We start from the raw sequence: 25,208 nt of genomic DNA on the forward strand, positions 1-25,208 counted from the left end.
GCCGCCCGGCGGGCCGGGTGTCCGGCCCGCCGGGGACGTCAGCTACACGCTGCCGACAGTAACCGTGACGACGGCAGACTTGCAGGCATCCTGGTTGGCGGCGTCATTGAGGAACGCCAATGTTCCTGACCCCACCTGGGTGCCCGTGCTGTTCGCCAGGACAGATGAGTTCGAGGTAGTGGCGGTGACCGTGAACCAAGCCGGCAGGCATTCGGGCACACTCGTGGTCACGCTCGCGGTGAGAGCGCCGACGACCGTGCCGGTGTTGGAGCTGTTGTCGGCCGTGTACGTGACGGGCACCGAGTTGCCCGGGGCCAGGCCGGCTGCGAAGCTGGCATGCAGGGTCACGGTACCGCCGCCGGTGGAGTTGGTGCCGGTGCCGGTGCCGGTGCCCGTGGTGGTCCAGTAGGCGTAGGCCGTGCCGCCGCCGACTGCCACGAGGGCAACCGAGGCTGCAACGGCGATGACCTTGCTCTTCTTGGTGAGCTTGCGCATTTGTGAGACTCCTTCTGTGGGGCACCCGGACAGAGGAGTCAACAGGCAAGAGCCGCTTCCCCCCAATCCTGCGGTTGCCATCGCTGAATCGAATGGCCTCATCGTTGCCTCGAAATTGGGGCGCCACAACAGGTAGCGGTACCTGTCTTTTGTCACTCCGACTACCTGCCTCCACGCAGAATTACTGGAATTCCGGACACCGGGTGGTCGCGAAAGGACGTACGCGCAATCCCGGCCCGGGGCGCGGCAGGAGAAAGCTTGCCAGGACGCAAAAGTGGCCCCTGGGTTCGGCCACCAAGTGTTTCGGCGCACTGAAGTGAGTACACCTTCAAGTAAGCCACGTAGCCTCGCGCTCGAAAGTCGCGTACCTTCCTCGCGGGACCCCGCGGACGGCCACCCTGTTGAATTGGGGTTGCCGGCCAGTCGAGCCGGCAAGTCGGACAGTGGTAGATGCCGGGGGGCACCGCATGTTGAAGCACTTCACGTTTGATCCCATGTGGCCGGGAAAGTCGGCGCCTGGACCCGCCCTGATCGTGGGCAGGCCATGAACTCCGGACTCAGTTCGCTGGCCCTCATCGCCGGATCCCTGCCCGGCTCAATCCTGTTGTCCCTCGGCCAGACCGTCGTCGTCGTGTGTGTCTGCTTCGACATGGTCCGTGCGCTCTCGGTGCCGCGGTCCCACCGCCGCTACGTGGCGAACACGGTCTTCACGACGCTGGCCTGGCCCTCGATCCTGATCAGCGCGGTCACTGTGCTCATCGATGCCGCCAGCGGGACCTGGCAGGACGTCGCGGGTGGAGTCTTTGTGATGGTCATGGTGATCTTCCGGTGGCGCAACGGCGGCGATGAGGACAGCTGGTGGAAGGGCAAAGGAAAGAAACTGGCCACCTGGTTCCGCAACCAGACCGCTTCCCGGTCCGTGGCTGCATCCGCCGCGGCCTAGCCCAACAACGCGGGGTCACTTCGCGCCGGTAAATCCCCTCGGGATGGGCGCGAAGTGACCCCACGTTGCTGTGGGCTGTGGAAACAGCGGGGATCTTCAGTAACTGGCCGGGGTGCCGCCGTCGGAGGACCGGATGTATTCGGCCGCGAGTGCTTCGGAGCCGCGGGCCAGCAGTGCCACGTCGGCTCCTACCAGCACAAACGAGGCACCGGCGGCCAGATAGCGGCGGGCGGTGTCGGGGTTAAAGGCGTTCACGCCCGCCGGCCTGCCAGCCGCTGTGGCGGCGGCGAGGCAATGTTCGACGGCGGCCCGCACCCGGGGGTGCTCCTGCTGGCCCAGTAGACCCATGGACGCGGCGAGGTCGGAGGGCCCCAGGAAGATGGCGTCCACGCCGTCGACCGTCAGGATGTCCTCGACCGCGTCGACAGCGGCGGTTGATTCGATCTGGACGGTGACGCTGATGGTTTCACCGGCCCGGGCGAGGTAGTCCGGGGTGCGGTTCCAGCGTGCGGCGCGCGCCAGGGCAGAGCCCACACCGCGCACCCCGTGGGGCGGGTAGCGGGTGGCCGCCACCGCGGCTTCCGCCTCGGCTGCCGAGTTGACCATGGGGATCAGCAGGTTCTGCACGCCGAGGTCCAGGTACTGCTTGATCACCACGGTGTCGTTCACCGGGGGCCGGACCAGGGTGTGGATGGGGTAGCCGTGGATGGCCTGGAGCTGGGCGAGGATGGATTCGAGCCCGTTGGGGCTGTGTTCGGCATCCACTAACAGCCAGTCCAGGCCGGACCCGGCGCAGAGTTCGGCCACCAGCGGGCTGCCCGAGCACACCCACATCCCGGCCAGCGGGCGGCCGGCAGGGCCGGTTTGGTTGCGCAGGGCATCCCGGAAGGTGTTCTGAGGTTCTATTCGAAGCGGCATGTCACAACTCCCAGTGGTCCGTAGTCGGCGTGGACGGTGTCGCCCTTGGACACCCACATCGGCCGGGTGAAGGAGCCGGCCAGGATGATGTCGCCCGCCTTCATGCTGTCCCCGTGCGCGGCGATCTTGTTGGCCAGCCAGTGCACCCCGTTGGCCGGGTGGTCAAGGACCCCGGCGGCAACACCGGTCTCCTCCACGGTCTGGTTCTTGTACAGGATGGCGGAGACCCAGCGGAGGTCCACGGCGTCCGGCTTCACCGGGTTGCCGCCGATCACCATGGCCCCCATCGCGGCGTTGTCCGAGATGGTGTCCACGATGGTCCGGCCCTCCATCTCGATCCGGGAGTCCAGGATCTCAAGGGCCGGAACCACGTAGTCGGTGGCCCTCAGGACATCAAAGATGGTGCAGCCGGGGCCTTTGAGCGCGTCTTTGAGGACAAACGCCAGCTCCACCTCCACCCGCGGATGGGTGTACTTGTCCCACTCCACCGAGCAGCCGGTCTCCAGCACCATGTCATCGAAGATGGCGCCGTAGTCCGGCTCGGTGATGCCGGTGGCAGCCTGCATGGCCCTCGACGTGAGGCCGATCTTCCGGCCCACCAGGGTCCGGCCGGCTTCCTCGTTGCGGCGCCGCCACAACTGCTGGACCGCGTAGGAGTCCTCCACCGTCATCTCCGGGTAGCGGGCAGTCAGTCGTGGAACAGGCTTCCGGTTGCGGCCGGCTTCGAGCAGTTCATCGGCGATGGCCTCGATCGTTGTGGCATCCAGCATGGCTACAGCTGCGCCCCGAGCTTGAACCCGGTTTTCTCGCCGGCATGGCCGTCCTCTTCCTTGCGGGTGTAGGAGAAGCCGTCGGCACCCACGGTCACTGCCATTTCGCTCTTTTCCTCGCGGATGATGACGGGCTGGGGGTTGCCGTCGAGGTCCAGGACCAGGGAGGCCTCGGTGTACCAGGACGGGACGACGGGGTTGCCCCACCAGTCGCGGCGCTGGTTGTCGTGCACGTCCCAGGTGATGACGGGGTTGTCCGGGTCGCCGGTGTAGTAGTCCTGGGTGTAGATCTCGATGCGGTGGCCGTCCGGGTCCAGGATGTACAGGTAGAAGGCGTTGGAGACGCCGTGCCGGCCCGGGCCGCGCTCGATCCGGTCGGAGATGCGCAGCGCGCCCATTTTGTCGCAGATCTGGATGATGTTGTGCTTCTCGTGGGTGGCGAACGCGACGTGGTGCATGCGCGGGCCGTTGCCCCCGGTCAGGGCGGTGTCGTGCACGGTCTGCTTGCGGTGCATCCAGACGGCGTAGGTGACGCCGTCGGAATCCTGGATGTCCTCCGAGACCCGGAAGCCGAGGTCCTCGAGGTACTTCCGGCCGCGCGGGACGTCCGGGGTGACCTGGTTGAAGTGGTCCAGCCGGACGAGCTCGCCGGCGGAGTAGAGGTCGTAGCGCTGGGTGAGGCGTTCGACGTGCTCCACGTCGTAGAAGAACTCGTAAGGGAAGCCCAGCGGGTCCTCGACGCGGACGGAGTCGCCGATGCCCCTGGTGAAACCGTCCTTGCGGCGTTCGGTGCGGCAGCCGAGTTCCTTGTAGTAGGCCTCGGCGGCGTCGACCTCGGCGGGGGACTTCACCCGGTAGGCGAACGCGGCGACGGCGGCGATGGGTCCCTTGCGCAGCACCAGGTTGTGGTGGATGAACTCCTCGAGGGAGCGCAGGTAGATGTTGTTCTCGTCTTCCTCGGTGACGTGCAGGCCCAGGAGGTCAACGTAGAACTCGCGGGACTTGGCGAGGTCGGTGACGACGATTTCCATGTAGGCGCAGCGGACGATGTCCGGGGCGGGGACCGAGGGCTTGGGGATGATGTTGCTCATGGTGTTCTCTCTTCGTTGAGGAGGGGCGGGACGCGGGTCAGGCGCCGAATTTGGGGGTGTGGACGGGGCCGAGGGTGATGTGGACGGCTTGCTGGTCGGTGTAGAAGTCGATGGAGCGGTAGCCGCCCTCGTGGCCGAGTCCGGAGGCTTTGACGCCGCCGAAGGGGGTGCGGAGGTCGCGGACGTTGTGGCTGTTGAGCCAGACCATGCCGGCTTCGACGTTTTGGGAGAAGTTGTGCGCGCGGGTCAGGTTCTGGGTCCAGATGTAGGCCGCGAGCCCGTACCTGGTGTTGTTCGCGAGGGCGAGGGCTTCGTCGTCGGTGTCGAACGGGGTGATCGCCACGACCGGGCCGAAGATTTCCTCCTGGAAGATCCGGGCGTCCGGGGCGACGTCGGCGAAGACTGTGGGGGCGATGTAGTTGCCGGTCGGAAACCCCTCCGGGCGGCCGCCGCCGGCGAGCAGCCGGCCTTCGGTTTTGCCGATTTCCACGTAGGAGGCGACCTTGGCGTAGTGCTCGGGGTGGACCAGGGCGCCGACCTCGGTCTTGGGGTCGTGCGGGTCGCCGACCACGATGTTCTTCGCCCGGGCGGCGTACTTCCCGCAGAATTCGTCATAGATGCCGCGTTCCACCAGGATGCGGGAGCCGGCGGTGCAGCGTTCCCCGTTGAGGGAGAAGACCCCGAACAGCGTGGAGTCGATCGCGGCGTCGAGGTCCGCGTCGGCGAAGATGACCGCCGGGCTCTTGCCGCCGAGCTCCATGGAGAGGCCCTTGAGGTTCGCCGCGGCGTTGCGGAAGATCGTCTGGCCGGTGGTGGTTTCCCCGGTGAAGGAGATCAGCGGGACGTCCGGGTGCTTCACGAGCGCGTCGCCGGCTTCCTCGCCGAGGCCGTTGACGAGGTTGAAGACGCCGTCGGGGAGGCCGGCGTCCTTGAGGATCTGCGCCCACAGCGAGGCGGACAGCGGGGTGAATTCGGCCGGTTTGAGCACCACGCAGTTGCCGGTGGCCAGGGCCGGGGCGAGTTTCCAGGATTCCAGCATGAACGGGGTGTTCCACGGGGTGATGAGCCCGGCGACGCCGATCGGCTTGCGGTTGACGTAGTTGATCTGGGCGCCGGGGACCTTCATGGCGTCGTCGAACTGGGCCACGATCAGGTCCGCGAAGAACCGGAAGTTCTCGGCCGCGCGCAGCGCCTGGCCCTTGGCCTGGGTGATCGGCAGACCGGTGTCGAAGGTTTCGAGCTCGGCGAGCCGTGCCTCCTGGGCTTCGACGGCGTCGGCGATCCTGTTCAGGACCCGGGCGCGTTCCCGCGGCTTCATCCGCGGCCACGGCCCGGTGGTGAAGGCCTTCCGGGCGGCCGCGACAGCGAGGTCGATGTCCTCTTTCTGCCCGGCGGCGGCGGTGGCGTAGTTGGTGTTGGACACCGGATCCAGGACGTCGAAGGTCTTGCCGCTGACGGAATCGACGAATTCGCCGTTGATGTAGTGCTGGATGTGGGTGGGAAGGTCCTGCGGGACGTAATGGGTTGAAGCTTCTTCGGCGGTGAAGGTCATTGTTTTTCCTGTCTGGTATTGCAACGCGGGGTCAACTACGGCCCATGCGGGGCCGATTAATGGGCGCTATGTGACCCCGCGTTGCTTTGGGCGAGGTAGGCGTCCAGGGTGGCGGAGCGGTGCAGGCGGGCGGCCTTTTCGATCTCGTCGGAAGTGGCGCCCGACTCGATGAGTTTCAGGAGTGCCTCGTGTTCGTCGACCGATTCGTGGGCGCGGCGGGGGACGAAGCGGAACGTGGAGGAGCGCAGCGAGGCCAGCCGGTTCCAGCCCCGGTGGACGAGGTCCAGGATGTGGGGATTGGGGCAGTGCTCGAACAGGATGCTGTGGAAGTCCTGGTTCAGCCGGGTGAACCGGACGGGGTCGAAGTGCTCCAGGCATGCGCGCATCTCGGCGTTGACGGCGCGGGCACGGGCTACGTCCGCCGGCCCGATCAGGGGAGCAGAAAGGGCCGTGGCGGCACCTTCCACGATGCTGAGGGTCTGCATCGTGTAGAGGTACTCGGTGGGGTCGATCCCGGCGACGGTGGCACCGACGTTCCGCTCGAATGTCACCAGCCCTTCGGCCTCGAGCCGGCGGATGGCTTCGCGGACCGGCACCACACTGACGCCCAGATCCTCGGCGATCTTCGCCAGCACCAGCCGGTAGCCGGGGGAGTAGGCCCCGTCCACGATCCGGGCCTTGACGGCCGCGTAGGCCTGCTCGGACTTGCTGACTGTGTGCGCGGCGGGGTGAGTACCTGTGTTTGTGCCTGTGGCAGTCGCTGTGTCAGTCATTGGCTTTGCCTGCTTCCCATTCCTCGTACTTGGCGCGCCATGCGGTGTTCAGCGGGTAGAGGCCGTCCACGCTGTGACCCTGTGTCACCATCTCGGCGATGAAGACCTCTTCGCGTTCCTGGGCGATGGAATCGTCGGCGAGCTCCTCGGCCAGCGCCGGCGGGATCACCAGGATGCCGTCCGCGTCGGCCACGATGATGTCCCCGGGCTGCACGGTGGCGCCGCCGCACGCGATCGTGATGTCCGTGTCCCATGGGATGTGCCGGCGCCCCAGGACGGCCGGGTGCGGGTTGGCGTAATAGGTGGGCATGTCCATCGCAGCCACCGCGGAGAAGTCACGGACACCGCCGTCGGTGATGACGGCGGCGGCGCCTCGCACCTGGGCGCGGAGGGCCAGGATGTCGCCGATGGTGCCGGTGCCCTTCTCGCCGCGGGCCTCCATCACCAGGATTTCGCCCTCGTTGACCGAGTCGATGGCCTTCTTCTGGGCGTTGAAGCCGCCGCCGTGGGTCTTGAAGAGGTCCTCGCGGTTGGGCACGTAGCGCAGGGTCCGGGCCAGGCCCACGATCCGCCTGTCCGGGCGGGTCGAGGTCAGGCCGTCGATGCTGACGTTGTTCAGGCCGCGCTTGCGCAACTGGGAGGACAGGGTGGCCGTGCAGACGCTTTCGAGCTTCGCCTTCAGCTCCGGCGACAGGACATGTCCGACGGCGGCGAGTCCGGCCGCTTCACGCGAGCCGTAGGCTTCCTCCCGCTGGAGGTCATCGGTCCTGGGCTGCGCGCCGAAGTCCTCGAACGGCGTCGTGCCATCCGCCACCCGGGTGACCAGACGGCCCGTGGAGAAGCCGGCAGCGGCGGCGCCCGCCGTCGTACTTTCCGTGCTGACTTCAACTTCGACGACGTCGCCCGGCTTGGCCACGGAGGCCCCGGCGGGGGTGCCGGTGAGGATGATGTCGCCTTCCTCGAGGGTGAGCAGCTGGGAGAGATCAGCGACCAGGCGGGCAAACGGGAAGAGCAGGTCACCGGTGGTATCGTCCTGGACCAGGTCGCCGTTGTGCCAGGTGCGGATCCGCAGTTGTGCCGGGTCGACGGCGTCCGCGGCGATCAGTCCCGGGCCCACCGGCGTGAAACCGTCGCCGCCCTTGGACCGGAGGTTGGAGCCCTTGTCGGCGTAGCGGAGGTCGTAGACGCCGAGGTCGTTACTGGCCGTGATCCACCCGACGTGGTTCCAGGCGTCCTCGATGGCCACACGCCGGGCCGGCTTGCCGATGATCAGGGCGATCTCGCCTTCGTAACCGAGGAGTTCGCAGCCGGCGGGACGTTCCACCGTTGAGCCGCTGAGCGCCAGGGAGGAGGATGGCTTCAGGAAATACGACGGCTGCCCGGGTGTCCGGCCCCGCTGCGCTGCCCGGCTGGGGTAGTTGATGTGGACCGCGATGACCTTGCGCGCGGCGGCCAGGAGGTGGTCGGTGACCTGTTCCAAGAATTACTCCTCATCGAGTACGAAATCGTATACGAAAACTATTGCCCAGGAATCGTGGGACGTCAACCCCTTGCCTGCGGGAGTTTTCCGGGTACTTGTAACCCGCGTCATATCTGCCGTACAGTTTTGCCTGGAGATATGAGTTCTATTATCGAACGTCAAGTTCTAATATCGAACACCCCGACGGCGACAGTCCGCCACACCACGAAGTGCCACACAGCGAAGTGAGGAAAGCCCGTGCAGTTCCACCACCACGGTTACGTATCCGGTGACCCGCGAGTCCAGCCAGCTGCCGGCGTCGGCATCGATCGGCCCACAGAGCTTCCTGACGAGGTCGACGTGCTCATTGTGGGCACCGGACCGGCGGGCGTTGTCACCGCCGCGCAGCTGTCCCAGTTCCCGGGCATCACCACCCGGATCGTGGAGCGCCGCGCCGGGCGGCTCCCCATCGGGCAGGCCGACGGCATCCAGGCCCGGAGTGTGGAGACCTTCCAGGCCTTCGGCTTCGCCGAGCGGATCATCGCCGAGGCCTACCGCATCACCGAGATGGCCTTCTGGAAGCCGGACCCCGCGGACCCGTCACGGATCGTCCGGTCCGCCCGCGCCGTGGACGACACGACCGGCATCAGCGAGTTCCCGCACCTCATCGTCAACCAGGCCCGCGTCCTGGATTACTTCGGCGAGTTCATGGCGAACGCGCCCACCCGCATGGCGCCTGACTACGGCCTGGAGTTCCGGAGCCTCGAGGTCTCCGACGCAGGCGAGTATCCCGTCACCGTCACCCTCGTCCACACTGCCGGCCCCGATGAGGGCCGGGAGCGCATTGTCCGGGCGAAGTACGTCGTCGGCGCGGATGGCGCCAGGAGCAAGGTCCGGGACTCGATCGGCTGCACACTCGCGGGCGACCAGGCCAACCATGCCTGGGGCGTCATGGACGTCCTCGCCGTCACGGACTTCCCGGACATCCGCACGAAGTGCGCGATCCAGTCCGGCACCGGCGGCAGCATCCTGCTGATCCCGCGCGAAGGCGGCTACCTCTTCCGCATGTATGTCGATCTTGGCGAAGTCGACGAGAACGACAAAGGCGCCGTGCGCAGCACCACCATCGAGCAGATCATCGCCCAGGCGAATGAGATCCTCCACCCCTATACCCTCGACGTCCGCAATGTTGCCTGGCACAGCGTGTACGAGGTCGCCCACCGCCTCACGGACCGGTTCGACGACGTCCTGCCGGACCAGCTCGGCACGCGCACGCCGCGCGTGTTCATCACCGGCGACGCATGCCACACGCACAGCGCCAAGGCCGGCCAGGGCATGAACGTTTCCATGCAGGACGGCTTCAACCTGGGCTGGAAGCTCGGGCACGTGCTCGAGGGCCGCAGCCCGGAAAGCCTGCTGTCCACGTATTCGGCCGAGCGCCAGGTCATCGCGAAGAACCTCATCGACTTCGACAAGGAGTGGTCGACGCTCATGGCGAAGAAGCCCGAGGAATTCGAAAGCCCCTCGGAGCTCGAGGACTTCTACGTGAGCACCGCCGAGTTCCCGGCCGGATTCATGACCCAGTACGCCCCGTCCATGCTCATCGGCGAGGCCGACCACCAGGACCTGGCCGCCGGCTTCACCATCGGCAAGCGCTTCAAATCCGCGTCCGTTGTGCGGGTCTGCGACACCAACCCGATCCACCTCGGGCACCACGCCACGGCGGACGGGCGGTGGCGCATCTACGTCTTTGCCGACGCAGCAGCGGCCGGTGCCCCGTCACCCACCATGGACTTCGCCGACTGGATCGCGACCGCGCCGGACTCTCCGCTCGCCGCCACCCCCAAGGGGGCCGACCTCGACGCGTGGTTCGACGTGAAAGTCATCTACCAGCAGGACCACACGGGCGTCGACATCGGGGCGGTCCCCCCAGTGTTCAAGCCGCTGGTGGGCCCGTTCCAGCTCACGGACTACGAGAAGGTCTACGCCACCGATCCGAAGGCGGACATCTTCGAGCTTCGCGGCCTGGACCGCGGCGGCGTCGTGGTGGTGGTCCGCCCGGACCAGTATGTGGCCAACGTCCTGCCCCTGACGGCGACGGCGGAGCTCGGCGCGTTCTTCGCGCCGCTCCTGCAGGCAGGGCGGCCCGCTGGGGTGTGACTCCCAACAAACGGGTCGACGATGACGTGCCCGCGAGTCTTTAGACCGCCCGGGCGCGGGCGCCGGTGAGAAGCGGATTTGTGCCTGGGGCTCGGGTCTGTCGGCGGTTGCTTCGCCGAGGACCTCGGAGATCTCGGTGAGTTGCAGCACGTCGGTGGGGGAGTGGGCCGGCGTCGACGGCGCTGCCCGCGCCGTGCGCAAAAGCGCCAGGGACGACATGGCCAAGGGTTATCACGGCGATGGTGCTGACGCGAGAGAACCGCTGCGGGACTGCGACCGCCACATAGATTCCGATCGGCTTTTTGGTGGCGGCGGACCGGCAGTGGACCGCAGAATGTCCAGTTTGGGGCAAGCTCGCGTGCCCATGGACTAAATATCCGTAACCGACGCAGTTTTATGGACATATTCTGCATTGTTGTGACCTGCGTCTCGCGTTACCGTTGTCTCTGGGCTAATTCTCACTAGTCAGAGGACAGACGGTAAAGGATTAACAGAATGATAAGGACGGCAGTGATTTCCAACCATTTAGCGGAAGATTTGGCTTCGTTGGTGGAAATCGGGAAGGTCCTCACCGACGACCAGTCCCTTCAGGCTTACAGCCATGACGACGCTGAATGGGCGCCGTTCGAGACACCCCTCGCAGTAGTGCTGGCTGGCACCACATCAGAAGTGGCGAACGTCGTCCGCTTTGCCGATGAACACGGAATCCACGTAGTTCCCCGGGGTGCGGGAACCGGGCTCTCTGGTGGTGCGAACAGTGTGGAAAATTGCATCATCCTCTCGCTGGAGCTCATGAATGATGTCGTTGAGATCAACGCCGATGAGCGATTTGCCGTCGCACAGGCCGGCGTCATCAATGAAGCCCTCCGGGACGCTGCGGCCGCCGTCGGGCTCTGGTACCCGCCGGACCCGGCAAGCTCAGGCATTTCCACGATCGGCGGCAATGCAGCCACCAACGCGGGCGGCATATGCTGCGTCAAGTACGGCGTTACACGCGACTACGTGCTCGGCATGACCGTGGTCCTCGCCGACGGGGAGATTGTCCACCTCGGCCACCGCACCGCAAAGGGCGTCACCGGCTACGACCTGACCGGCCTGATGGTCGGCTCGGAAGGAACCTTGGGCATCATCACGGAGGTGATCGTCAAGCTCCTGCCGCTGGCAGGGCGTGAGGAACAGGGCATTGTTGGATACTTCCCGTCTTTGCGGGCAGCGGGCGTCGCCGTGGCTGCAATCACGTCTGAAGGGATCGTCCCTGCGGCCTTGGAACTCATTGACCGTACCTGCCTGCGAGCGGTAGACGAGTGGCTGGATCTCGGTCTTCCCGCAGACGTCGACGCGCTCTTGCTGGCCAAGATCGATGAACAAGGAACGGCTGGCCTCGAGTTGGCTGACCGCGTGGCAGTAATCTTCAGGGATTCAGGCGGATCTAACGTCGAGCAAGCCGTCGAGCCCGCAGACGTCGCCCGGCTGTTTCTAGCCCGGCGCATGGCCTACCCGGCGCTCGAACGCCTCGGCCCGGTTCTGACGGAGGACGTCTGCGTACCGCGCTCGGCCGTTCCTGAGATGCTCTCCCGGATTCAGGCGTCAGCGGCGAGGCACGACGTTGTCATTGCCAATATTGCCCACGCCGGCGATGGCAACCTGCACCCACTCATAATTGCGCCCGTGGACGACATTCCGGCAAAAGCTCGGGCGAAGGCCGCCTTCGACGAGATAGTCGAGGATTGCCGCGCCCTGGGCGGTACGGTAACCGGCGAACACGGCGTCGGCCTGCTTAAGCTCTCCGGCGCCGCTGACGAACTGGAACCAAGGGTAATAAGAATGCACCAGTCTGTTAAGGCCGCGCTCGATCCCCGCGGGACGCTGAATCCCGGCAAGGCATTTCCACACGACGATGTCGTAGGCCATCGCGCTGACGCCGGATAACCCGGCGCTGCCGCCAAACGCAGCGACGGGGGCAATGGTGCCAATGCGCCGCCCTGTACTCATCCAACTCAATGAGGAGCCCCATGAAGACGATAAACCGGCAGCAGGCCGCGGATCCGGCGATGCGCAAACGCGTGCTGCGCAAGGTGGCCTTTCGGCTGTCCCCATTTCTTGGCTTGCTGTATTTCATAAACTATCTGGACCGGACCAATCTAGCCTTCGCAGCACCCCACGGCATGAACGCAGCACTGGGGCTGACGGCCACGACCTTTGGTTTGGCTTCCGGGCTGTTTTTCATCGGATATCTTATTCTGGAAGTTCCCAGCAACCTGGCTCTCCACAAGTTTGGGGCCCGCCGCTGGATAGCCAGGATTATGGTCAGCTGGGGAATTATCGCCACCATTATGGCTTTCGTCCCGAACGCGGAAACCCTGTATCTATTGCGTTTTCTGCTTGGTGTCGCCGAGGCGGGGTTTTTCCCCGGCATCATCTTTTACCTCACCTACTGGTTCCCCAAGCGTGAGCGGGCCAAAGCCGTAGCCCTGTTCATACTTGCTGTACCGTTGTCCGCCGCGATTGGCTCGCCGGTGTCGTCCTGGCTGATTACCGCCGGCGACCAGATCATGTTTGGTCTGGACGGCTGGCGGTTCATGTTCCTGATCGAAGGCCTGCCGGCCGTCGTTCTGGGCGTGGTCTGCTGGTTCTATCTGACTGAGCGGCCCGCCGACGCCAAATGGCTAGCCAATGACGAACGGGCCTGGCTGGAACAGGAGATGGACGCGGATTCCGCACACACCGCGGCTCGCCCCCACGTATCCATCAAGCAGGCCCTAACTCAGGGACGCATCTGGGCGCTGGCGTTCGTCTATTTCGGCATCGTCTATGGCTTGTATGCCATCAGTTTCTTCCTGCCAACGATTGTCGCGGGGTTCAAGAAGGAGTTCAACACCGATTTTTCGGTCATCCAGCAGGGCTTTATTGTCGCAATTCCGTTCGTGTTTGGCTGTTTCTCCATGTATTTCTGGGCCAAGCACGGAGACAAGACGGGTGAGCGAATCTGGCATGTTGCCATCCCGACCATCATCGGCGGAATTGCGATCCCGATAGCGCTCTACCTCGATTCACCGTTTGCTGCCATGGCCGCCATCACCGTTTGCACCATGGGAATTTGCGCGGCCCTACCCACCTTCTGGCCGCTGCCATCCCTTTACCTCTCCGGGGCCGCAGCGGCCGCGGGCATTGCGCTCATCAACTCTGTTGGCAATCTGTCCGGCTTTGTGGGCCCCTACATCACCGGCCAGCTGGCGGAGCTGACAGGGTCTCAGCAGGCGGGCATGTGGGTGGTCGGCGCCGTCATGGTCCTGGCCGGGCTGGTAGTCATCGCAATGAAATCCACGCTGAAGCAGGACTCCGCAGAAGCGCTGGAGCCGACCCGGAGCGAGTAAAACGCATCGTGCGATACTGAAACGTGCCCCCAATCGATGCGAACGACGTTTCCGCCGGACTGAGGAGAACGAGCCATCCACCGAACTTAGGGGGGTGGCTCGACCTCCTTTCCGGTGATGGACAGCTGTCCGAGGCAGAGAGCTACCGGAAGCGGCTCTTGGACGAATCCCCGGAGTCCATGCATGAGGAGATTGAGCGCCAAACCGGGAAGGTATTGGCCATCATGAAGCGGCTTTCGGAGCGCCGGCAGCACGCCGATGAACTCACCGTGCTCAATGCCCTCGCCCGCAGGCTTGCCACCCTGCGCGAACCACGTGAGGTCCTGCTGGAAGTCGCTATGCAGGCCCGGCGCCTTCTGGCTACCGACGTTGCCTACCTTATGCTTCGTCATGAGGGGGACAACCTGCGCATCGAGGTCTCGGACGGCTCAATGGGATCTGTGCTGGGGGGCATTGAAATCGGCCCCGGACAGGGACTGGGCGGCGAAGTTTTGCGTGCCGGGAAGCCTCTTTGGACGGAGGATTACCTGAAGGACCGCGGGATCGACCACATTCGACATGTAGACGACGCCGCATCCAGTGAACATCTCGGCGGCATTCTCGGCGTTCCCTTGATGGTCGGCAACGAGGCCCTAGGGGTGTTGTTGGCCGCAAACCGCAGCCCCCGCAAATTCACGGAACGTGAGATCGAGCTCCTGGCGGCCCTCGCCGCGCATGCATCTGTTGCAATTCGCAATGCCACGCTGTTCGAGCAGCAACAGCGCTCCGCCGAAGCCCTGCGTGGTGCCATTGCGGCCCTGAAGAAAACAGATGACACGCGCCAGCGCGCATTCGACCTGCGGGAGAGGCTCAACGGGATCGTGATCAGCGGCGGCCGGCTCACAGACATACTCCGCGACCTTGAACATGCCGTCGGTGTGCAAGTGAGGTTCGAGAATGCCGAGAATCCCGAGTTTTCATCTCTCTTTTCCAATTCAACGTCCGTTGTTCCGCTCGGCGCCAGCTTAAAAGCAACACACCGGGTCGCAGTGCCTGTCCTGTTGTCGGCCGGATACGGCGGTTGCCTTGTTGCTGAAAGCCAGGTACCGCTCGACGAAGAGGCCATTCGGCTGCTCTCAATCGGCTCAACCGCCGTCGCCATCATGGTTGCCTCCGAGCGCTCGCTCGCCGAAGTCGAACTTCGCACCCGCAGCGAGTTCATCAACACATTGCTTTGGAGCCAGGCGGATGAAGAAAGTGTGGCCCGGCACGGGGCATCCGTGGGCATCGATATCGGCAAAGTGTCAGCAGTAGTGGTGGTGTCGGCCGACCCCGGAACGGGCGACGCAGAGGAGGCCCGCCGCCTGGCCTTCCGTCTGGCCCAAGAATTCGACGGCTGGTCCGGACAGCACGCCGAACATATCGTTATTCTCCTGCCCGGGGCACCGGTGGAGGCGGTGAAGGAGTGCCTGCAACGCCTCGCGGACGGGCGCTATCCCGGTGCGATAGGCATTGCGCCAAGCGGGAGTGGCGTTCGCGCTGTGCGGTCAGCCCACGAGGCAGCCCAGCAGACCACGGAAGTGCTCAACGCACTTGGACGTTCGCGCGACATCGCAGAAGTATCAGAGCTCGGCATCTATCGCTCGGTGTTCAGTCAAGCAGGTCGAAACCAGCTCGCAGTCTTCGTCCGACAGACACTTGGCCCGCTGCTCAGCCACGACCATGACTATGGGCGAAGCCTGGCCACGACGCTGTCGACATATCTGGAACTCTCGCAACACCACGCCCGCACGTGTGCGGCACTGCATATCCACGCGAACACGCTCTACCAGCGGCTCGAACGAATCACCGCGCTCATCGGGCCCGGATGGAAGGACCCAGCCCTCAGCCTCGACGTTCAACTCGCGTTGCGTTTGCACGGTTTGATGAATTCGATAACCCGGATACCTCCCGCAAACAGGGATAAAATTGCCGAGGAGGCGTCCCGGCCAGCGGAAGACGCCTGAAGCGACCGATCGAGCACTCTGGCCGCTGGCGAATTCTTAGGTATCCGGGGAGCAGCCTGCGCTGACCGGCGGAAACAACGGGTCAGTCGTTGAACAGCCCGGCCAGATCGTCGGCCGTGAGCGCCCCGCCGGAAAGCGCGTCGCCTTCCATGACGTCGGCGAACAGCTGGGACTTGCGGGCCTTGAGGGCCATGACCTTTTCCTCGATGGTGTCCTTGGCGACGAGCCGGTACACCATGACGTTGCGGGCCTGCCCGATCCGGTGGGTGCGGTCCACTGCCTGCGCCTCCGAGGCAGGGTTCCACCACGGGTCCAGCAGGAACACGTAGTCCGCCTCCGTGAGGTTCAGGCCGAAGCCGCCGGCCTTGAGGCTGATCAGGAACACCGGGGCGGCGCCGTTCTTGAACTCATTGACGACGTCGGTGCGGTTGCGGGTGCTGCCGTCGAGATAGCAGAACTCGATGTTCTCCTCGACGAGCCGCTCGCGGACCTTGCCCAGGAAGCCGGTGAACTGGCTGAAGATGAGGGCGCGGTGCCCTTCCGCCACCAGGTCCTCCAGCTGTTCGAAGAGTACGTCGAGCTTGCTGGACCGGACTCCCGAGAGCGAGGGATCGATCAGCGAGGGATCCAGGCTGAGCTGCCGCAGCAGCGTGAGGGACTGGAAGATGGTGAAGCGGTTCTTGTTGACGTCGTCGATCAGTCCCAGGATCTTCTGGCGTTCGCGCTGCAGGTGCGTCTGGTAGACCTTCTGGTGCCGCGGGTTCAGCACGACCTCGAGGATCTGCTCCTGCTTGGGCGGAAGGTCGTGGATGACCTGTTCCTTGGTGCGCCGCATCATCAGCGGGCGGACCCGACGCCGGAGCTTGTCCAGCTGGGCCTTGTCGCCGTTCTTTTCGACCGGCTTCTGGTAGGACTCGGCGAACCGCTTCGGGCTGGAGAAGAGCCCCGGCGCCACGATCGAGGTGAGCGCCCAGAACTCCATCAGGTTGTTCTCCAGCGGGGTACCGGTGATCGCGAGTTTGAACACCGCCGGAAGCTTCCGGGCACACTGGTAGGCCTTGGACTGGTGGTTCTTGACGAACTGGGCCTCGTCCAGGACCAGCCCGGCCCACTCCTTGGAGGCGTAGGCCTCGTAGTCGATCCGGAACAGGGCGTAGGAGGTGATGACGATGTCCGCACCGGCCATCGCCTCCGTGGGGCTGGAGCCACTCTTGGCGAAGGTTTCGCTGATGGCGCGCACGGTGAGACCGGGCGCGAACCGCGCGGTCTCGGCCTCCCAGTTGCCCACGACACTTGTGGGGGCCACCACCAGAAAAGGCGCAGCGCCAGGCGCCGTGGCGGCAGCGCCGCCGTCGGCGGCTGCAGCGGGTGCAACTGCCGCGACCTTGGCGGCGCAGATCAGCGCCAGCGCCTGCACGGTCTTGCCCAGGCCCATGTCATCGGCCAGTACCCCGCCGAGTCCGTGTCGGTAGAGGAAACTGAGCCAGTTGAAGCCCTCCAGCTGGTACGGGCGAAGCTCGGCATTGAGGGTCGCCGGCAACGGCAGGCCCTTCACGCCGCCTTCCAGCAGCCCGCCGACAGCCTCGCGCCAGGCCGCGGCCTGCTGGTCCACAATGCCGAGTTGCGCCAGCTCGTCCCAGAGCCCGGCCTGGAATCGGCTGATCTGCAGCGGGGCGTCCTTGTTGTCCTGCAGCTCCCGGGCCTCTTCAATCAGGGCCCGGAGCTGGTGGAGTTCGGGCAGGTCCAGGGAGAAATAGGCCCCGCTGGGGAGCAGCATCTTGGTCTGGCCGGCCGCCAACGCGGAGAAAACGGCCGCGAAGGACACCGGCTGGCCCTCCAGGGAAATCTGGATGCCCAGGTCGAACCAGTCCCGCTGCTCGGTGGCCTTCGTGGAGATGGACACGACCGGCGCCTCTTCGGCCTCCCGGTAGTCGGCGATTTCGCCGGCCGTGTCCACCGAAACGCCGGGGACCTCGCGGAGCCCCGGGAGCAGCTCCTCGGTGAACGCCAGGGTGTCCAGGCCGCTGAGTTCCGCCGAGGCTGTCAGCCGCGGCGTTCCCCAGCCACCCGTGGCCGACTCGCCTAAGGCTGGAACCACATCCCAGGGCTGCCCGACGGCCTCCAGGATGCGGGCCTCGGCAGGGTCGTCGCGGTAGCCGTGATCGCCGGGGTGGCGCCACAGCGGCTGGGCCGTGACGAGCTTGCCTGACTTGTAATGCCATTCCCAGTGCAGCCGGACCCGGTGGTCGGCGCCGTAGTTGGCCAGCAGCGACAGGGTTGGTGCGGCCAGCTGGGGCAGCTCCACGGACTCGTCGGAGGCTGTGACCCGGGCGCTCTGCTTGAGCTTGGGATAGAAGCCGGTCAGGAAACGGCTCTCGTCCCGGGCCGGAATGTGCAGCGTGGTTCCGGCCGTGACGAAGGTCAGGAGTTCCTCACTGAGGCCGCCTTCCAGCGGGGCGAGCGTAATGAGGGAGTCCGTCGGTGCGGCGCCGGGCAGTGCGTCCGGGCCGGAGGTCAGGAAGATCCCGTGGGCGGGGCGTCCGATGGTCCCGACGGAGGCCGGATCGACCACCTCCCCCTCAACGGTGATGGTGGGGGCGAGCGACAGTCCGCCGTCGTCCGCGCCGCCGGCAGCCGGCAGCACAACGGTGCCGTCCGCCTCGGCGGGGACCGGCGCGGTCCCGAAACGGGCCAGGTTGAGCCCGACGGCGGCGGGCTGCTCGACGAGCCGCACGGGTTCCGAACCCCGGCTGTGGACGAGGGCGACGCCGATCTTCCGGGCCTGGGACAGCAGGCTCCACAGGTTCTTGCCGGCGTAGGTGTTCAGGCCCAGCCACAGCCCCGTCCCCGCGTGCTGGCGGTTCGCCAGGGCGGTGTGTGATGCGAGGAACTCCTGCATCCACTCGACGTGGGCCTCATTGCACTCGCGCCGGTAGCTCAGGTAGCTCAGGGTGTTCCAGGAGACGTCGCCGCGGATCCATTTTCCCTTCGCGCCCATGATCACCGGACGGGCCTTCAGCTGGCGGACGCTGCGCAGCGGGTCGCGGCGCCCGGTGTAGGAGAAGTGCGGGGCGGGTTCTTCAATTTCGAACTGGAGTGCCAGCGGGATGCCATTGGTGGATTGTGTGATTCCCGGCTGGGCAATCAGCGGGCTGAGCGCCTGTTCCCAGTCCGGCACGTCAAGCACCGGGGCCGGCCGGGACCGCCGGCTGACGTCGGCGGGGGCCAGCAGCTGGACACGGATCGCAGGGTTGTCCTCGGCCGCGAACAACAGGGCGGCAACATGCTTGCAGTCCTTCCGGACCGGGCAGCTGCACACCCCCACGGTGCAACTCCAGCCGCCCGCCTTGCGGACCAGCTTCGCCGTCGTCGAATACGGCACATCGGAGCCGCCACGCACCTTGCCGAGCATGAGCCCGGTGGCGGCGTCGAAGGAAATACCCGACACGCGGCTCCCCATGGCGTAGGCAAGCCCGGCCGCCAGGGAGCGGTCGTTGATCGCGGGAGTCTGTATTGCCAGTGCCGCACTCTCGTCCGGATGGGATGGCATGTGCGCACTACTTTCAGCAGTTGGTCATCTGATCCATCTTAGCGAGTCTGGCGGGACTCCCCGAACCCGCGGGACAAGGGACCACAGTGAGTGCTTCGTCTACTGGACCATGACCGGTGCCGGGCGCGCTGTGTCGAAGAGGCGCGCGGCCAGCCGGAGCAGGTGTGCAGGTGCATCTGCTTCGTCGCCGTTGTTTTTGTGGCCGAGGAACACAACCGTCCCGCTGACGGTCTCCTCGAGATGCAGACCTGCTTCGCGGATCAGCACTTCGGCCCGGGCGTTCAGGGGCAGGGGGATGAAGTCTGCCTCGTCGTTCAGATAGGCGTGCCAATCCACGCAACTGATTGCTCCGACGTTCCCTTCAACCAGGGTCTGCCGTGTGGCCAGAGACGTGTCGATCTCCTCGACGCGAATGGGGTGGCTAAGGCGGGCCGGGATAATCAAGGCGATACGAGTCTGGCGCATGACTGGGTCTTTCTGTGTTTGAACAATCGACATTTCCACAGGCCTGAAACGCGGCCCAACCGGAAATCACCCGGTGCCCGGTCGAAGCATTGTGTAACGCCCGGTATCGTCCGTTTGGCGTGCATTTTGCCGTTGAGCGCGAACTTGGACCGACGCACTTGGTGGCTTGCGTCTCCGCCGGTCGCCGTGACCTGCCTGCCGCTGGTGCATCAGGGCTTAGGTGTCACCTCTGGCTTTTGCGCGGCTTTGCGAACAGAATTTCGCTGGTTTCGTTTTTTGCCTTTTTCTCGGCTCTCTTTTCGAGAATCGACTTTCCCGTTTTCTTGGCATTGATATTTCTGGGAGACTTTCCTGACAATGAAATCACGCCTTTCTAAACGCTATCTACCCATCACCATACCTACTTATATTTTAAATGCCAGTCCACGTGTTTAGGGCGGATTATGGACCGTGCTGGGACGCAAAAGAGCCCGGGATTTAAACGTCCGAACGAAGGCGCAACGTGAAGAGCGGTGGCCGGGTCACCCAAACTTCGCCGGACGTTCAGCTGCGGCTCAACCGCAGCGCCGGCGGTGCCACGTACCGTGAAAGGGATCGGAGCACCACCCGCCTTAAGCAGTGAGGATTTTCCATGAGCAACGGCCTTTCCACCACCCTGCCCGCCACCGGTTACGCGACGGTCCTGCCGCGGGCGGCCATCAAAGGCAGCGACGCGGACGTCGTTGACGCAAACGTGGACGTGGTCAATGCCATGTACGCGGAGTTGCTCGACATCGAGGAAATCGCGCCGAACGCCCTGCGCAGCTACTACGTCGACTTCTACCTGACGCAGTCGCTGGGCGGCGGGTTCGCCCAGTACGTTTTTACCGCGCCCGAACGCCAGGACATCGACGCCTACATCCGGGCCGGGCTCGAAAGCATGGGGGCCGCCGCTCACCGGGACCTTTTCAACCGCACCGTGGCTGCCTTCGATTCCCTCTCCGAGGAGGAAGCAGACGCGTATCTTGATGGGGATGCGGATCTGGACGGCGGCGCGGACGGCGTCCCGGACGTGGTTGGACTCCTGGAAGAGCTCGACAGCGAGTTCGAAACCCTGCTGGAGACCGAAGACATCATCGCGCTGAACGCCGCGTGGCTCCGGGGCCTGGCAGACCTCCTGGTCCTGGACGAGGAGGAGCTCGACCGCCACATCGCCGAGCGTGTGTCCCGGATCCCGAACCTGGCGGAGCGCCAGGCCGAGGCCGCCGAAGATGATCTGCTCGACATGCCGGAATTCGAGATGATCATCCGCGAGCTCTGCGACGTGGCAGGCCACGCCCTCCTGAAGATCACCATGGGCGACCCCAACTATGACCACGACGGCCAGACCACCCTGGCCTGGCATTTCACCACGGACCAGGGCGAGTTCCTCATGCTCGAGGACGAACGCGAAGCGGTCATGATCCACCCGGAGACCAAGGAGATTCTGGCCGCCGTCGAGTTCGAGGTCGAGGACGACTGAGCCCGAACAACTGCCGCCGGCCATGGCCGGCGCACAGCGGTGGCCGGCAGTTAGTACCCGGAGGTGCCGGTGATCATGTCACCTGAGGGGGCGACGAGGTACCAGACGCTGCCCACGCCCTGGCCCCGGATGTCCCCGGCCGCCAGATCCTTGGCGTAGTAGTACACGGGCATCCCGTTGATGGTCAGCTGCTTCTTGCCCTCCGGGGTGGCGATGGTGCCCACGGTGCCGGTGACGCCGTCTACCGTTGGCGTGTCACCGGCAGCGAGGGCCGGAGGCCATGCGGCGATGCACCCGCCGGTGCAGGTGCTCGTCCCGGAGTCTTTGACGTCCTTTGTGTAGTAGTAGACGCTCATGCCTTTGCCGTCGACGACGATCCTGCCGGCGGTGGAATCCGCGACCTTGAGATCCGGGCCGGCCGCGGCCGGTGCCGAGGTGGAAGCCGGAGCCGAACCCGCTGCGGCACTGCCGGGCGGCGTCGTGGCGGCCACCGGCGTCGTGGACGTGGCAGTCCCGCTGGTGCCGGCACAGCCGGAGAGCAGTGCGGCGAGGGCGAAAGCGGACAGGCCAATGCTGAGGTTCTTTTTCATGTGCTGCTCCTTGACTCGAACCGGCCAACTGGCCAGGCCGGCGCTAACCGTTACGACGCCCGCGGGGCAAGAATGGTTCACAGGACTGCGCCCCGGAACCCGTACATGAACCATTCCGGCGATCCGCGCGTCTTAGGGGCACAGGCGCACAAACCCACCCGGGGAGGACGGTCATGTCGCTCGACGAAGACGTGGTGGCGGCGATTTACCGCGACCACGGGCCGGCGCTCAGGCGTTTCGTCCTGAGTGCCTGCCGGGATCCGCACATGGCGGACGACGTCGTGCAGGAAACAGTGCTGCGGGTCTGGCAGCAGGCCCCCCAGATCACGGGAAGCCTGCGCAGCTACCTGTTCCGGACGGCCCGCAACATCATGATCGACAACTATCGCAAGGCCCAGCGCCGGCCCCGCGAGGCGACAGAACGGGACCCGGCCGGCGGCGAGGAACGCGTGGACGAACTCCTCAACCGGGTACTGATGGAAGAGGCGCTGCTGCGGCTCAGCGCGGAGCACCGGGACGTTCTGGTGGCACTTCATTACCGCCGCTACACCGTGCAGGAGGCATCGGTCAGTTTGAATATCCCCAGCGGAACAGTGAAGTCCCGCGCGTTCTACGCCGTGCGGGCCCTCCGGACGATCCTTGATGAGATGGGGGTGCAGCGGTGAGCGCCACGGACCTGCACCAACTGCTCGGCGCCTACCTGCTCGGCGGGCTGGAACCCGGCGAGGCCGCCGCCTTTGAGCAGCACCTGGGCAGCTGCGCGGACTGCCGGCGTGAGCTGGACGAGCTGGCCAGCCTCCCGGCGCTGCTGGACGCGCTCCCGGTGCCCGACGCCGTCGCCCTCGGTGCCGCTGCCGCCACCGCCGGGCGGGAACCGGCGACGCCGGAACCGCCGCCGTCGGGCGCCGCGCCTGCCATCATGCCGCGGCAGCTCCTCGACGAACTGTCCACACGGCGCCGGAGAATACGACGCCGGTGGACCGCAGCGCTCGCCGCCGCGGCAGCGGCGTGCCTGGCGCTCGGAATCCTGGCCGCGCCGCTGTTCAACCAGCCGCCCAAACCGGACGCCAGCTACTCCGTCCAGGCCGGCGACGGACTGCAGTTCACGGTGGGGATGGCCAAAAAGACCTGGGGCACTGAGCTCGCCGTCGAGGGCCGGAGCCTCCCGGTGGACGGGACCCTGTCGCTATGGGTGAAGGCCAGCGACGGCGGCGAAGACCGCGCCTGCGCGTGGACGGCAACGCCGAGCGGCAGGGTCAGGATCACCGGAGCCACGCCCCTGCAGCTCGCCAACATCGCCAGCGTTGAGATGCGGAACGGGCAGCAGCAGACCATGGCCCTCATCGCCGTGCCGCGGGGATAACAGCGACGACGCCCCCGGCTCAGGAGGCGGGGCGGGCCAGGGGTTGACCGCCGCGAAGGACCGCGGCGAGCCCGAAGTCGGCGTCGACCGCCACAATGTCGGCCCGCATGCCGGCCTTCAGGCTCCCGATCTCGGCCTCAAGGCCCAGGATCCTGGCCGGGACCAGGGTCGCCGATTTCACGGCGTCGGCAGGGCTGACCCCGGCCCCGATCGTGCGGCGGACAACTTCCAGCAGGGTCGCCGTGCCGCCGGCGAGGGCGCCGTTGCTCTTCAGCGCCGCCACGCCGTCGCGCACCACCACGGCGGCAGGACCGAGCACGTAGTCGCCGTCGGGCAGACCGGTCGCCGCCATGGAATCGGTGACCAGGACGACGTTGCCGGCGCCGACCAGCTCGAAGACCATCCGGACCGTCGCGGGGTCCAGATGGACGCCGTCGCCGATGAGTTCCACAGCGACGGCGCCCTGGGCGGCGAGGCGCAGGCACGCCGCCACAGGGCCGGGACTCCGGTGGTGGAGCGGCGGCATCCCGTTGAACAGGTGTGTCACCGTCGGCCGCCGGCCCGTTCCGGGCCCGGAGGCACCGGATGGTCCGGAGCGGGCGCGCAGGGACGCGGCCGCGCCGGTCAGGGAATCCGCGGTGGTTTGGGCGTCGGCGTCGGTGTGGCCCAGCGACGGGGTGACGCCGTTAGCCGCGAGTATGCTGACCAGACCGTCGGCGCCCGGCAGCTCGGGGGCATACGTCATGGTCTTGAGGGTGCCGCCAGCCGCGTCCAGCAACCGGCGGAGCAAATCGGGGTCCGGGGTCCGCAGCCATTCCGGGTCCTGCGCCCCGCAGCGGGCCACGGCGAGGAACGGGCCTTCGGAGTGGATGCCCGCGATGAGGCCCTCGTCTGCGAGCGGCCTCAGTACGCCGATTCCCCTGACGAGCTCCTGCCCTGACGCGGTGACGAGGCTGGCCAGCAGTGTGGTTGTTCCGTTGCGGTGCAGGAAGCTGACGGCGTCGCGGCACGCATGGCTGTCGCCGGTGGGGAAGCCGCCGCCGGCCGCGCCGTGGCAGTGGAGGTCGACGAGTCCGGGAAGGATCGAGCTGCCCGGCGGAAGCTTGAGCTCCTCCGCGCCGCGGAAGAGCGCAACGTCGAAGCCGCTCCGGGGGCCGGCATAGGCGATTCTTCCGCCAGCCACCGCCACCACGGAGTCAGCCGTGGCAGCGCCGTCCGAAATCAGTGTCCCGGCCAGGACATAGGCGGGGCCGGGGACGGGGGTGTGGGTGTCCGGTCGGTGCACGCCGGGCATTACATCTTGGCCAGTTTGGCGCGCACCATCATGAAGATGCCGTAACAGATGAGGCCAGCTCCGACGGCAGCCAGCATGTACATGCCGAACGGCTGGTCACGGAGGGCTTTCAACCCGCCGTCGAGTCCGGTGGACTCCTCGGGGTGCACCTTGATGGTGGCGATGATGACCAGCAGCCCCACCAGCAGCAGGGCGATGCCCTTGGCCGCGTAGCCGACGACGCCGAGGACGGTCACCGCCATCCGTGCCTTGTGCGAGGCGGGGAGGCGGAGGTGCTTGGCGAAGGACTGCCGGAAGCCGCGGATGGCATAGACGATTCCGGCGACGGCAACCCCCGCGCCGATGGCGAGCAGGAGTGCGTAGCCTCCCGGGGCTTTCAGCACGGAGGCTGTGAGGTCGCTGGTGGAGCTGGTGTGGTCCTTGCCGGCGCCGCTGGCGAAGGACAGCAAGGTGAGGGCGAGGCCGGCGTAGACCACAGCCTGGAGGGCCGCTTTGGCCTTCTTTGCGGCCTTCTTCTTCGCCGGCAGGTGCTCAAAATCGAAGATGGCATCACTGGTTTGCCAGATCGCGAGGGCAACGCAGGCGGCGAAGGAGCTCCACAGCAGCAGCGGACCGGCCGGCTGGCTCCCAAGCTGCTCCACGGCACCACTGACGTCAGCCTCGCCTTCCCCGCCCATGGCGAGCCGGATCGCGACCACGCCGATGAGGAGATGCAGGATGCCGCTCACGGCAAAACCGGCGCGGGCCACCAGCTCAAGCGGGCGGGAATTGGTGATGTCTTCGGCCGCGTCGGCTGCGTCCTTCAGTTCTCTTTTGATGCTGTCCCCTCAACTGGCTCCGTGCTTCTGCCGGACGTGAGTTCCGCCCGGTTCATGCCTCTTCCGTAATCGTGCCATGCGGAGCCTGCCGGGAACAGCACCGTCGA

Annotated in this window: 20 protein-coding genes; 8 read left to right on the forward strand and 12 right to left on the reverse strand. The window is 65.9% G+C overall.

Annotated features, from left to right (window positions below):
* Positions 1 to 42: 42 nt before the first annotated feature.
* Complete coding sequence (locus ACZY0Y_RS05655) at positions 43 to 495, reverse strand: hypothetical protein (protein ID WP_024367775.1); 453 nt, start codon at positions 493 to 495, stop codon at positions 43 to 45.
* Positions 496 to 1,039: 544 nt separating this feature from the next.
* On the opposite strand from ACZY0Y_RS05655, the gene ACZY0Y_RS05660 reads away from it, so the two are divergent.
* Positions 1,040 to 1,438: a hypothetical protein gene (locus ACZY0Y_RS05660; protein WP_463957052.1), complete on the forward strand. Its 399-nt coding sequence runs from the start codon at positions 1,040 to 1,042 to the stop codon at positions 1,436 to 1,438.
* Positions 1,439 to 1,534: 96 nt separating this feature from the next.
* Here the strand turns inward: ACZY0Y_RS05660 and ACZY0Y_RS05665 are convergent, their stop codons facing one another.
* The 6 genes from ACZY0Y_RS05665 to ACZY0Y_RS05690 are packed head-to-tail and all read right to left on the reverse strand — an operon-like array spanning position 1,535 to position 8,022.
* On the reverse strand, positions 1,535 to 2,356 hold the full coding sequence (locus ACZY0Y_RS05665; RefSeq protein ID WP_463957053.1) for an HpcH/HpaI aldolase family protein: 822 nt from the start codon (positions 2,354 to 2,356) through the stop codon (positions 1,535 to 1,537).
* On the reverse strand, positions 2,341 to 3,126 hold the full coding sequence (hpaH, locus tag ACZY0Y_RS05670; RefSeq protein ID WP_463883137.1) for a 2-oxo-hept-4-ene-1,7-dioate hydratase: 786 nt from the start codon (positions 3,124 to 3,126) through the stop codon (positions 2,341 to 2,343). Before hpaH ends, ACZY0Y_RS05665 begins: the two co-directional genes overlap by 16 nt.
* A gap of 2 nt (positions 3,127 to 3,128) precedes the next feature.
* Positions 3,129 to 4,217, reverse strand: coding sequence for a 3,4-dihydroxyphenylacetate 2,3-dioxygenase (gene hpaD, locus ACZY0Y_RS05675; protein WP_463883139.1), 1,089 nt, complete (start codon positions 4,215 to 4,217; stop codon positions 3,129 to 3,131).
* A gap of 37 nt (positions 4,218 to 4,254) precedes the next feature.
* Positions 4,255 to 5,769 (reverse strand): 5-carboxymethyl-2-hydroxymuconate semialdehyde dehydrogenase, encoded by a 1,515-nt coding sequence (gene hpaE, locus ACZY0Y_RS05680; protein ID WP_463957054.1) that lies wholly within the window; start codon positions 5,767 to 5,769, stop codon positions 4,255 to 4,257.
* Between the two features lie 56 nt (positions 5,770 to 5,825).
* A complete protein-coding gene (locus ACZY0Y_RS05685) occupies positions 5,826 to 6,542 on the reverse strand; it encodes a GntR family transcriptional regulator (protein ID WP_463883143.1) in 717 nt (238 codons plus the stop codon).
* Entirely contained in the window at positions 6,535 to 8,022 is a 1,488-nt protein-coding gene (locus tag ACZY0Y_RS05690) for a fumarylacetoacetate hydrolase family protein (protein ID WP_463957055.1), read from the reverse strand. Before ACZY0Y_RS05690 ends, ACZY0Y_RS05685 begins: the two co-directional genes overlap by 8 nt.
* A gap of 237 nt (positions 8,023 to 8,259) precedes the next feature.
* Between ACZY0Y_RS05690 and ACZY0Y_RS05695 the strand changes: the two genes are divergently transcribed.
* From ACZY0Y_RS05695 to ACZY0Y_RS05710, 4 genes are all read left to right on the forward strand, one after another.
* The gene (locus ACZY0Y_RS05695; protein ID WP_463957056.1) at positions 8,260 to 10,161 is read left to right on the forward strand and encodes an FAD-binding monooxygenase; all 1,902 of its coding nucleotides are present in this window, start codon (positions 8,260 to 8,262) and stop codon (positions 10,159 to 10,161) included.
* 549 nt (positions 10,162 to 10,710) lie between these two features.
* Positions 10,711 to 12,090 (forward strand): FAD-binding oxidoreductase, encoded by a 1,380-nt coding sequence (locus tag ACZY0Y_RS05700; RefSeq protein ID WP_463957057.1) that lies wholly within the window; start codon positions 10,711 to 10,713, stop codon positions 12,088 to 12,090.
* Positions 12,091 to 12,173: 83 nt separating this feature from the next.
* The gene (locus ACZY0Y_RS05705; RefSeq protein ID WP_463957058.1) at positions 12,174 to 13,535 is read left to right on the forward strand and encodes an MFS transporter; all 1,362 of its coding nucleotides are present in this window, start codon (positions 12,174 to 12,176) and stop codon (positions 13,533 to 13,535) included.
* Positions 13,536 to 13,693: 158 nt separating this feature from the next.
* The gene (locus ACZY0Y_RS05710) at positions 13,694 to 15,520 is read left to right on the forward strand and encodes a helix-turn-helix domain-containing protein (RefSeq protein ID WP_463957059.1); all 1,827 of its coding nucleotides are present in this window, start codon (positions 13,694 to 13,696) and stop codon (positions 15,518 to 15,520) included.
* A gap of 82 nt (positions 15,521 to 15,602) precedes the next feature.
* Here ACZY0Y_RS05710 and ACZY0Y_RS05715 read toward each other — a convergent pair whose 3' ends face one another.
* Positions 15,603 to 19,070, reverse strand: coding sequence for a DEAD/DEAH box helicase (locus ACZY0Y_RS05715; RefSeq protein ID WP_463957060.1), 3,468 nt, complete (start codon positions 19,068 to 19,070; stop codon positions 15,603 to 15,605).
* Positions 19,071 to 19,169: 99 nt separating this feature from the next.
* Positions 19,170 to 19,568 carry a DUF3846 domain-containing protein gene (locus tag ACZY0Y_RS05720; RefSeq protein WP_463957061.1) on the reverse strand — a complete coding sequence of 133 codons (399 nt, stop codon included), beginning with the start codon at positions 19,566 to 19,568 and terminating at the stop codon, positions 19,170 to 19,172.
* 598 nt (positions 19,569 to 20,166) lie between these two features.
* Here ACZY0Y_RS05720 and ACZY0Y_RS05725 point away from each other — a divergent pair.
* On the forward strand, positions 20,167 to 21,036 hold the full coding sequence (locus tag ACZY0Y_RS05725) for a DMP19 family protein (protein ID WP_463957062.1): 870 nt from the start codon (positions 20,167 to 20,169) through the stop codon (positions 21,034 to 21,036).
* 50 nt (positions 21,037 to 21,086) lie between these two features.
* Here ACZY0Y_RS05725 and ACZY0Y_RS05730 read toward each other — a convergent pair whose 3' ends face one another.
* Positions 21,087 to 21,626 (reverse strand): COG4315 family predicted lipoprotein, encoded by a 540-nt coding sequence (locus ACZY0Y_RS05730; protein ID WP_463957063.1) that lies wholly within the window; start codon positions 21,624 to 21,626, stop codon positions 21,087 to 21,089.
* A gap of 173 nt (positions 21,627 to 21,799) precedes the next feature.
* On the opposite strand from ACZY0Y_RS05730, the gene ACZY0Y_RS05735 reads away from it, so the two are divergent.
* Positions 21,800 to 22,291: a sigma-70 family RNA polymerase sigma factor gene (locus ACZY0Y_RS05735; protein WP_463957064.1), complete on the forward strand. Its 492-nt coding sequence runs from the start codon at positions 21,800 to 21,802 to the stop codon at positions 22,289 to 22,291.
* Positions 22,288 to 22,989, forward strand: coding sequence for an anti-sigma factor family protein (locus ACZY0Y_RS05740; protein WP_463957065.1), 702 nt, complete (start codon positions 22,288 to 22,290; stop codon positions 22,987 to 22,989). The genes ACZY0Y_RS05735 and ACZY0Y_RS05740 overlap by 4 nt, the downstream gene beginning before the upstream one ends.
* Before the next feature lie 19 nt (positions 22,990 to 23,008).
* Here the strand turns inward: ACZY0Y_RS05740 and ACZY0Y_RS05745 are convergent, their stop codons facing one another.
* Both ACZY0Y_RS05745 and ACZY0Y_RS05750 read right to left on the reverse strand, forming a co-directional pair.
* Positions 23,009 to 24,283 carry an N-acetylglucosamine-6-phosphate deacetylase gene (locus ACZY0Y_RS05745; protein ID WP_463883160.1) on the reverse strand — a complete coding sequence of 425 codons (1,275 nt, stop codon included), beginning with the start codon at positions 24,281 to 24,283 and terminating at the stop codon, positions 23,009 to 23,011.
* The gene (locus tag ACZY0Y_RS05750) at positions 24,283 to 25,089 is read right to left on the reverse strand and encodes a DUF1206 domain-containing protein (RefSeq protein WP_463883182.1); all 807 of its coding nucleotides are present in this window, start codon (positions 25,087 to 25,089) and stop codon (positions 24,283 to 24,285) included. Before ACZY0Y_RS05750 ends, ACZY0Y_RS05745 begins: the two co-directional genes overlap by 1 nt.
* Between the last annotated feature and the right edge of the window lie 119 nt (positions 25,090 to 25,208).

Source organism: Pseudarthrobacter kochi, assembly GCF_055412805.1.